At 70.1% G+C, this 8,581-nt stretch carries 8 protein-coding genes; 1 reads left to right on the top strand and 7 read right to left on the bottom strand.

Annotation, left to right across the window (positions count from 1 at the left end; genetic code table 11):
* Positions 1–120 precede the first annotated feature (120 nt).
* The 6 genes from ABD106_RS13080 to ABD106_RS13105 form a co-directional block, all read right to left on the bottom strand.
* The gene (locus tag ABD106_RS13080) at positions 121–918 is read right to left on the bottom strand and encodes an HpcH/HpaI aldolase family protein (protein ID WP_343921017.1); all 798 of its coding nucleotides are present in this window, start codon (positions 916–918) and stop codon (positions 121–123) included.
* On the bottom strand, positions 915–1,679 hold the full coding sequence (locus ABD106_RS13085; protein ID WP_343921089.1) for a 2-keto-4-pentenoate hydratase: 765 nt from the start codon (positions 1,677–1,679) through the stop codon (positions 915–917). The genes ABD106_RS13080 and ABD106_RS13085 overlap by 4 nt, the downstream gene beginning before the upstream one ends.
* A gap of 62 nt (positions 1,680–1,741) precedes the next feature.
* Entirely contained in the window at positions 1,742–2,836 is a 1,095-nt protein-coding gene (gene hpaD, locus ABD106_RS13090; protein ID WP_425545750.1) for a 3,4-dihydroxyphenylacetate 2,3-dioxygenase, read from the bottom strand.
* Between the two features lie 22 nt (positions 2,837–2,858).
* Entirely contained in the window at positions 2,859–4,358 is a 1,500-nt protein-coding gene (gene hpaE, locus ABD106_RS13095) for a 5-carboxymethyl-2-hydroxymuconate semialdehyde dehydrogenase (protein ID WP_343921019.1), read from the bottom strand.
* A gap of 58 nt (positions 4,359–4,416) precedes the next feature.
* Entirely contained in the window at positions 4,417–5,121 is a 705-nt protein-coding gene (locus ABD106_RS13100; protein ID WP_343921020.1) for a GntR family transcriptional regulator, read from the bottom strand.
* Positions 5,118–6,632 carry a fumarylacetoacetate hydrolase family protein gene (locus tag ABD106_RS13105; RefSeq protein WP_343921022.1) on the bottom strand — a complete coding sequence of 505 codons (1,515 nt, stop codon included), beginning with the start codon at positions 6,630–6,632 and terminating at the stop codon, positions 5,118–5,120. The genes ABD106_RS13100 and ABD106_RS13105 overlap by 4 nt, the downstream gene beginning before the upstream one ends.
* A gap of 172 nt (positions 6,633–6,804) precedes the next feature.
* Here ABD106_RS13105 and ABD106_RS13110 point away from each other — a divergent pair, with 172 nt between their 5' ends.
* Positions 6,805–8,202, top strand: coding sequence for an MFS transporter (locus ABD106_RS13110; protein WP_343921024.1), 1,398 nt, complete (start codon positions 6,805–6,807; stop codon positions 8,200–8,202).
* A gap of 61 nt (positions 8,203–8,263) precedes the next feature.
* Here the strand turns inward: ABD106_RS13110 and ABD106_RS13115 are convergent.
* Positions 8,264–8,581: GlcG/HbpS family heme-binding protein (locus ABD106_RS13115; RefSeq protein ID WP_343921026.1), on the bottom strand; the 318-nt coding region annotated here is incomplete at its 5' end.

Here is an 8,581-nt window from a genome sequence, read left to right on the forward strand (position 1 = left end):
TAGGCTAATCAAATTAGCCAACGACCACAAGGGATGACCGCTCGTGAAGCCGAACTTCCCCGAACTCCGGGTTCTCGACTCGAACCCGGAGTCTCGGGAAGTTCGGCGTTCGACGCGGGGTCAGTACTCGTCGGTCTCCGAGCTCGACTGCTTGAGCCGCGCGACTGCGGCCTCCGAGCCGCGAGCCATGAGCGTCACATCAGCCCCGACGAACACGAACGCCGCGCCGCGGGCGATGCAGCGGTCGGCGTCGGCCTCGACGAACGTGTTCACGCCCACGGGCGTGCCGGCCGAGCGCACCGCGTCGATCGCCGCGTCGACGGCGGCGACGACCTCGGGCGCCGAGGCGCGACCGGGGAAGCCCATCGAGCCCGCGAGGTCGGCCGGGCCGATGAAGACCGCGTCGACCCCGTCGACCGCCGCGATCTCGGCCGCGTTCGCGACCCCCTCGGCGGTCTCGATCTGCACGGTGACCGACACGTGCGCATCCGCGTCGGGCACGTAGCCCGCGATCCGGCCCCAGCGCGACGAGCGAGCGAGCGCCGAGCCGATGCCGCGCGCGCCCTCGCGCTCGCCGGCCGCGCCCGGGTACCGGGCTGCGCGCACGGCGGCCGCCGCATCCGCCGCCGTCGACACCATGGGCACGAGCACGTTGACGGCGCCGAGGTCGAGCGCCTGCTTGATGATCACCGGATCGTTCCACGGCACCCGCACGATCGTCGTCACCGGGTAGGCGGCGGCGGCCTGCAGGATCGGCAGCATCTCCGAGATCGAGATCGGCCCGTGCTCGCCGTCGACGAGCAGCAGGTCGGCGCCGGAGCCCGCCATGATCTCGGCCGCGAGGGCGCTGCCGGATGCGTTCCACAGGCCCACGAGCGGAGCCTCGGCGGAGGAGAGGACGTCGCGGAAGGTGCTCATCGGAAGGTCACCTCGACCGAGCCCATGTCCTGGAAGTGCGCCGTGACGACGTCGCCGGGCTGCACCCACACGGGCCGCGTGAACGAGCCGGCGAGGATGAGCTCGCCCGCCTCGAGCCGGTCGCCGTGCTGCGCGAGCTTGCCGGCGAGCCAGGCGACGCCGTTCGCGGGGTGGCCGAGCACGCCGCCCGAGACGCCCGTCTCGATGATCTCGCCGTTCACGAGGCAGTGCGCGCCGACCCACGCGAGGTTGCGGTCGAACGGACCGACCTCGACGTCGCCGACGACGATCGCGCCGAGGGCGGCGTTGTCGCTGATCGTGTCGACGATCGTGCGGCCCTCGAGCTGGATGTGCGAGTCGAGGATCTCGAGCGCCGGAACCACGACCTCGGTCGCCTCGAGCACCTGCTCGACGGTGAGGCCCTCGCCCTCGAGCGGGGAGCGCAGCACGAACGCGAGCTCGACCTCGACGCGCACGTTCGACCACTGCGCGTGCTCGACGACCGCGCCCGACGGGTGCGCCTGGTCGGCGAAGATCACGCCGTAGTCGGGCTCGCTGATGCCGGTCGCGAACTGCATGGCCTTGCTCGTGAGCCCGATCTTGCGGCCCACGAGCCGCGCGCCGGCCTCCTCGCGGCGCGTGCGCCAGATGCGCTGCACCGCGTAGGAGTCCTCGATCGTCGCCGCCGGGTAGCGGGTGGAGATCCGCTCGATCGTGCCGCGGCTGCGGGTCGCCTCGGCGAGCTCGTCGGCGATCGCCATCACCGTCGCGTCGTCGAGGCCGCGCCCGGGTCCGCCCGACCCGAGCGCGACGGCTCCCGTCGTCACAGCTGGTTGCCGATCTTGAAGCCCTTCGACGCCTCGCCCCGGTAGGTGCCGTCGTCGTCGCCCGGGCGGGTGTACGAGAAGCCGTCGGCGCCGATCGTCACCTCCATCTCGCTCGAGTCGGTGCGCTCGACGACCTCGACGAGGTTGCCGTCGAGGTCGAGCACCGGGGATGCCTCGGTGTACCAGGAGGGCACGACGGGGTTGCCCCACCAGTCGCGACGCTGGTTGTCGTGCACGTCCCAGGTGATGACGGGGTTGTCGGGGTCGCCGGTCCAGTAGTCCTGCGTGTAGATCTCGACGCGGTGCCCGTCGGGGTCGGTGATGTAGAGGTAGAACGCGTTCGAGACGCCGTGGCGGCCCGGGCCGCGCTCGATGTGGTCCGACATCCGGAGCGCGCCGAGCTTGTCGCAGATCTGGATGATGTTGTGCTTCTCGTGCGTCGAGAAGGCGATGTGGTGCATGCGCGGGCCGTTGCCGCCCGTGAGCGCCGTGTCGTGCACGGTGCCCTTGCGCTGCATCCACGCGGCGTAGGTGACGCCCTGGTCGTCCTGGATGTCCTCGGTGACGCGGAAGCCCAGGTCCTCGAGGTACTTGCGGCCGCGAGGCACGTCAGGGGTGACCTGGTTGAAGTGGTCGAGGCGCACGAGCTCGCCGGCCGAGATGAGGTCGTAGCGCTGGTGCAGGCGCTCGGCGTGCTCGGTCGCGTAGAAGAACTCGTACGGGAAGCCCAGCGGGTCCTCGACGCGCACGCTGTCGCCGAAGCCCTTCTGGAAGCCGTCGGCGCGACGCTCGGTGCGGCAGCCGAGCTCCTGGTAGTAGGCCTCGGCGCGGTCGACGTCCTCGGGGGTGCGCACGCGGTAGGCGAACGCGGCGACGGCGGCGACCGGGCCCTTGCGCAGCACGAGGTTGTGGTGGATGAACTCCTCGAACGACCGAAGGTAGATCGCCTCGTCGTCCTCCTCGGTCACGTGCAGGCCGAGCACGTCGACGTAGAACGCGCGGCTCGCCGCCAGGTCGGTGACGACCAGGTCCATCGCCGCGCAGCGGATGATGTCGGGGGCGGGCACGCTGGGCTTGGGGATCTCGTTCATGATGATGCTGCTCCTTCGAAGCTCAGTGGTCGGCGGATGCGCCGAAGCGGGTGGTGTGGACGTCGCCGAGCGTGATGTGCACGGCCTGCTGGTCGCTGTAGAAGTCGAGCGAGCGGTAGCCGCCCTCGTGGCCGAGGCCCGACGCCTTCACGCCGCCGAACGGGCTGCGAAGGTCGCGCACGTTGTGGCTGTTGAGCCACACCATGCCCGCCTCGACGTTCTGCGAGAACAGGTGCGCGCGCTTGAGGTTGTTCGTCCAGATGTAGGCGGCGAGCCCGTACTTCGTGTTGTTCGCGAGCTCGAGCGCCTCCTCGTCGGAGTCGAACGGCGTGATCGAGACGACCGGGCCGAAGATCTCCTCCTGGAAGATGCGGGCATCCGGGGCGACGTCGGCGAAGACCGTGGGCGCCACGTAGTTGCCCTCGGGGAACCCCTCCGGCCGGCCGCCGCCGGCGAGCAGGCGGCCCTCGCCCTTGCCGATCTGGACGTACGACATCACCTTGTCGAAGTGCTCGGGGTGCACGAGCGCGCCCACCTCGGTCTTGGGGTCGGCGGGGTCGCCGACCACGATGCGCTGCGCGCGCTCGGCGTAGCGCTCGACGAACTCGTCGTAGACGGAGCGCTCGACGAGGATGCGGCTGCCTGCGGTGCAGCGCTCGCCGTTGAGCGAGAAGACGCCGAAGAGCGTCGAGTCGATCGCGGCGTCGAGGTCGGCGTCGGCGAAGACGACGGCGGGGCTCTTGCCGCCCAGCTCCATCGAGAGTGCCTTGAGGTGCGGCGCCGAGTTGCCGAAGATGAGCTTGCCGGTGCTGCTCTCGCCCGTGAACGAGATGAGCGGCACGTCGGGGTGCTTCACGAGCGCGTCGCCCGCGGTCTCGCCGAAGCCGTTGACGAGGTTGAAGACGCCGCGCGGCAGCTCGGCCTCCTCGAAGATGCCGGCCCAGAGCGACGCCGACAGCGGGGTGAACTCGGCAGGCTTCAGCACGACGGTGCAGCCGGAGGCGAGCGCGGGGCCCAGCTTCCACGACTCGAGCATGAACGGCGTGTTCCAGGGCGTGATGAGGCCCGCGACGCCCTTGGGCTTGCGGTTGACGTAGTTCACCTGCGTGCCGGGCACCTTGTAGGTGTCGTCGCGGCCCGCGACGATGAGGTCGGCGAAGAAGCGGAAGTTCTCGGCGGCGCGCTGCGCCTGCCCCTTCGCCTGCGTGATGGGGAGGCCCGAGTCCCACGACTCGAACTGCGCGAGCTCCTGGTCGCGCGACTCGACGATGTCGGCGATGCGGCTGAGGATGCGCGCGCGCTCGCGGTTCTTCATGCGCGGCCAGGGGCCCTCGTGGAAGGCGCGCGTCGCCGCGGCGACGGCGAGGTCGATGTCGGCCTGCTTGCCCGAGGCGGCGCGCGTGTAGTCCTCGTTCGTGACGGGGTTCAGCACGCCGAAGGTGTCGCCGTCGACGGAGGCGACGCGCTCGCCGTCGATGTAGTGGGGGATCAGGTCGGGGATGCCTGCGGGCTGGGTGGCCATGATGGCTCCGTTTCTGTCGGTTCGTCCCGCGCTCGACGGCGGGTCGGTGCGAGGAGGTTCAGGAAGTGGTCGGGCGGTTGCGGTGCAGGTACGCGTCGGGGGTCGCGAGCCGGTGCGCGCGCACGGCGAGCTCGATCCGGCGGGGGTCGGCGCCCTCCTCGATGAGGTCGAGGATCGCCTCGTGCTCGTCGACCGACGAGACGGCGCGGCTGGGCACGAACGAGAAGGTCGACTGGCGCAGCCGCGAGAGCCGCTTCCAGCCGTTGTCGATGACGTCGCCGAGCACCTCGTTGTGGCACACGTCGGTCAGCCGCCGGTGGAAGGCCTCGTTGAGCGCGGTGAACCGCACGGGGTCGAAGGCGGCGAGCGTCTCGCGCATCTGCGCGTTGATGGCGCGCGCCTCGTCGAGGTCCGACTTCGAGTAGAGCCCCGCGGCGAGCATGACGGCGGCGCCCTCGACGAACGAGAGCGTCTCCATCGTGTCGTGGTACTCGAGCTCGTCGATCTCGGCGACGCGCGCGCCGATGTTGCGCTCGAACGTGACCATCCCCTCGGCCTCGAGCCGACGGATCGCCTCGCGCACCGGCACGACGCTCATGTCGAGCTCACGGCCGATCGCGTCGAGCACGAGCCGGTAGCCGGGGGAGTAGGTGCCGTCGACGATCCGGTCGTGGAGCAGGTCGTAGGCGCGCTGCGACTTCGACGGCGTGACCGTGCCGCCCGACTCCGCGACCGCCGCGGCCCGCGCGCGCCTGGCGCTCATGCGCGGCTCGCATCCTCGAGGGTCGCCTCGTACTTCGCGCGCCACTCGGCGTTCATCGGGAACAGCCCCTCGACCGGGTGCCCGGCGTCGACCTGGGCCGCGATGAACTCCTCCTCGCGCTCCTGCACGATCGCCTCGTCGACGAGCTCGAGCGCGATGGCGGGCGGGATGACGAGCACGCCGTCGCCGTCGCCGACGATGATGTCGCCGGGCTGCACCGTGGCGCCGCCGCACGCGATCGTCTCGTCGTGCGACCACGGCACGTGGAGACGGCCGAGCACGGCGGGGTGGCCTCCGCCGTGGTAGGTCGGCACGCCGATCTCGGTGACGACATCGAGGTCGCGCACGCCGCCGTCGGTGACGAGGCCAGCGGCGCCGAGGTGACGCGCGCGCAGCGCGAGGATGTCGCCGAGGGTGCCAGAGCGGTTGTCGCCGCGGGCCTCGATGACGACGACCTCACCCGGCTGCAGCGAGTCGAACAGCTGCTTCTGAGCGTTGTAGCCGCCCGCGTGGCGCTTGAAGAGGTCCTCGCGGTTGGGCACGTACCGCAGCGTGCGGGCGGTGCCGACGATGCGCTTGCCGGGCTGGGTCGAGCGCAGGCCGTCGATCGAGACGTTGTTGAGGCCGCGCTTGCGCAAGCCCGATGAGAGGGTCGCGAGCGCGACGGTCGACAGCTTGGCGCGGAGCTCGTCGTCGAGCACCGGCGTCGCGGGCTGCTCGAAGTCTGAGAGCGGGCGGCCGGATGCGTCGGCCCACTGGTCGGGCGTCGGCTTCGGCTGCGCCGAGTAGGCGGGCAGCTCGTGGTCGCCGACCCGCAGCGTGGTGGCGAGGCGGCCGCTCGAGAGCTGCTCGCCGTCGATGGCGGTCGCGGTCACCTCGACCTCGACGGTCTGCCCGGGGGCGAAGGTCGAGGCGTTCGCGGGCGTGCCGGTGAGGATGACGTCGCCGGGCTCGAGCGTGATGAGCTGCGACAGGTCGCTCACGATCTGCGGGAGCGGGAAGAGCAGCGTCGCGGTGGAGTCGGCCTGCACGAGCTCGCCGTCGAGCCAGGTGCGCACCTCGATCGCCGCGGGGTCGAGGCGGTCGGCGGGCAGCAGGGCCGGCCCGATCGGCGTCATGCCGTCGCCGCCCTTCGAGCGCAGGTTGGCGCCCTTGTCGACCCAGCGGAGGTCGAAGACGCCGAGGTCGTTGGAGGCGGTGACGGCGGCGACGTGCGCCCAGGCATCCGCCTCGTCGACGCGTCGCGCGTGGCTGCCGATGATGATCGCGATCTCGCCCTCGAAGCCGAAGATCTCCGTGCCAGCCGGCAGCTCCACCTCGCCGCCGGTCGAGAGCGACGTGGGGGGCTTGAGGAAGAAGCCGGGCGCCTCGGGCGTGCGGCCCTTCTGCGCGGCGCGAGCGGCGTAGCCGATGTGCATCGCGAAGACCTTGGCCGGCTTCGCGCCGATGAGCTGCCATGCGGAGTCAGCGGCCGGGGGAGTGCCCGCAATGCGGTGCGACGATGCATCCATGCGGGCATCGTATACGATTCCGAATCCGATCTGCAAGGAGGAGTGAGGCCGCCGGGGAGATCCGCGACGAACGGTGTTCTCGATGCCCTTGCCGTCGTGCACGAAATCGTATATGTTCCATTCAGTCCCGAGCCCGACCGCCGGTCCGGCCGCCCCTGACAAAGGAGTCAGCGTGTCCCACAGCACGACTCGTGCCCCGCAAACCGCCCGAGAGCGCAACAAGGTCCTCGGAGCCGTCGTCGTCGGCACCACCATCGAGTGGTACGACTTCTTCATCTACGCCTTCATGGCGAACCTCGTCTTCGCCCAGCTGTTCTTCCAGCCCGCCGGCGAGGGCATGATGCAGATCCTGTCGCTCATCACGATCGGCATCTCGTTCCTCTTCCGCCCGCTCGGTGCCTTCCTGGCCGGCCACTTCGGCGACAAGGTCGGCCGTCGTCCCATGCTCGTGCTCACGCTGCTCCTCATGGGAGTCGCGACGACGCTCGTCGGCGCGCTGCCGACCTTCGACCAGGCAGGTTGGATCGCCCCGATCCTGCTCATCACTCTTCGCATCCTGCAGGGCATCTCTGCGGGTGGCGAGTGGGGCGGCGCCGTTCTTATGGCGGTCGAGCACGCGCCAGTGCACCGTCGCGGCCTCTACGGCTCCTTCGTGCAGGCCGGTGTGCCCCTCGGCATGCTGCTCGCCACCGGCGTGCTCGCCGGCATCCGCGCGGCGTTCCCCGGCGACGCGTTCCTCGAGGTCGGCTGGCGCATCCCCTTCTTCGTCTCCATCCTGCTCGTCGTGGTCGGCTATGTCGTCCGCCGCTCCGTCGACGAGTCGCCGGTCTTCGAGGAGATCAAGCAGACGGCGCAGCAGGAGTCGGCGCCGATCGTCCAGGTCTTCAAGAAGTACGGCCTCGTCGTCGTGCTCTGCGCATTCGTCTTCATGGCCAACAACGCGACCGGCTACATGACGACCGGTGGTTACGTGCAAGGGCTCGCATCGCGGCCCACCGATGGCACGCCTCCTGGCCTCGGCTTCGACCCCGTCGGCGTCCAGCTTGCTACGTTCGCAGGTTCGCTCTCGTGGCTGGTCTTCACCTTCGCAGCGGGTGCGCTGTCTGACCGATTCGGGCGCAAGCGGACCTTCGTGCTGGGCTGGATCGTCCTGGCGATCGGCATCGTCCCGCTCTTCGTGCTCGTGGAGCAAGGCGTTTGGGGCGTGGCGCTCGGGACGATCATCCTCGGTGCGGGTCTTGGACTGACGTACGGTGGCCAGGCCACGTGGTACGCGGAGTCGTTCCCCGCTTCGGTCCGGTTCTCTGGTGTTTCGATCGCTTACGCGATCGGCGCCATCATCGGCGGTGCGTTCGCGCCGACGATCGCGCAGGCTCTCCTGCAGTCCACGGGCACGACGTGGGCGATCGTCTTCTACCTTCTCGCGACCGTTGTGCTCTCGCTGATCGCTACGCTGCTGCTCAAGGAGCGCAAGGGCGTGCCGCTCGACATCGAGTCCGAGCACTCGGGTGCCTGGGAGAACTACAGCGCCGACGTGTCGGCACCTGTCGAGGTTTCGGCGAAGCGCTGACAACGTGAAGGGAGGGAGGGGGAGCGCGAGCTCCTCCTCCCTCCCTCTTTGCCGCCGCTCGCTAGAAGGCCTCGGCGCCCGCCTCGGCGACCGAGTGGTCCTGCTCGCCGGATCCGCCGCTCACGCCGACCGCACCGACGACGACGCCGTCCCGCGAGAGCGGGATGCCGCCGGCGAAGATCGCGACCTTGCCGCCGTTCGTCGTGTGGATGCCGAAGAACTGCTGCGTCGGCTGCGCGTTGTCGCCGAGGTCCTTCGTGGTGATGTCGAAGGCGCGCGACGTCCACGCCTTGCTGATCGAGATGTCGACGCTACCGACCGTTGTGCTCTCGCTGATCGCTACGCTGCTGCTCAAGGAGCGCAAGGGCGTGCCGCTCGA

The organism is Agrococcus citreus (assembly GCF_039527715.1).
Classification (GTDB): Bacteria; Actinomycetota; Actinomycetes; order Actinomycetales; family Microbacteriaceae; genus Agrococcus; species Agrococcus citreus.

Coding starts and splice junctions, on each gene's coding strand:
- ABD106_RS13080 (WP_343921017.1), bottom strand. CDS start 918: ATGAGCACCTTCCGCGACGTCCTCTCCTCCGCCGAGGCTCCGCTCGTG.
- ABD106_RS13085 (WP_343921089.1), bottom strand. CDS start 1,679: ATGGCGATCGCCGACGAGCTCGCCGAGGCGACCCGCAGCCGCGGCACG.
- hpaD (WP_425545750.1), bottom strand. CDS start 2,836: ATGAACGAGATCCCCAAGCCCAGCGTGCCCGCCCCCGACATCATCCGC.
- hpaE (WP_343921019.1), bottom strand. CDS start 4,358: ATGGCCACCCAGCCCGCAGGCATCCCCGACCTGATCCCCCACTACATC.
- ABD106_RS13100 (WP_343921020.1), bottom strand. CDS start 5,121: ATGAGCGCCAGGCGCGCGCGGGCCGCGGCGGTCGCGGAGTCGGGCGGC.
- ABD106_RS13105 (WP_343921022.1), bottom strand. CDS start 6,632: ATGGATGCATCGTCGCACCGCATTGCGGGCACTCCCCCGGCCGCTGAC.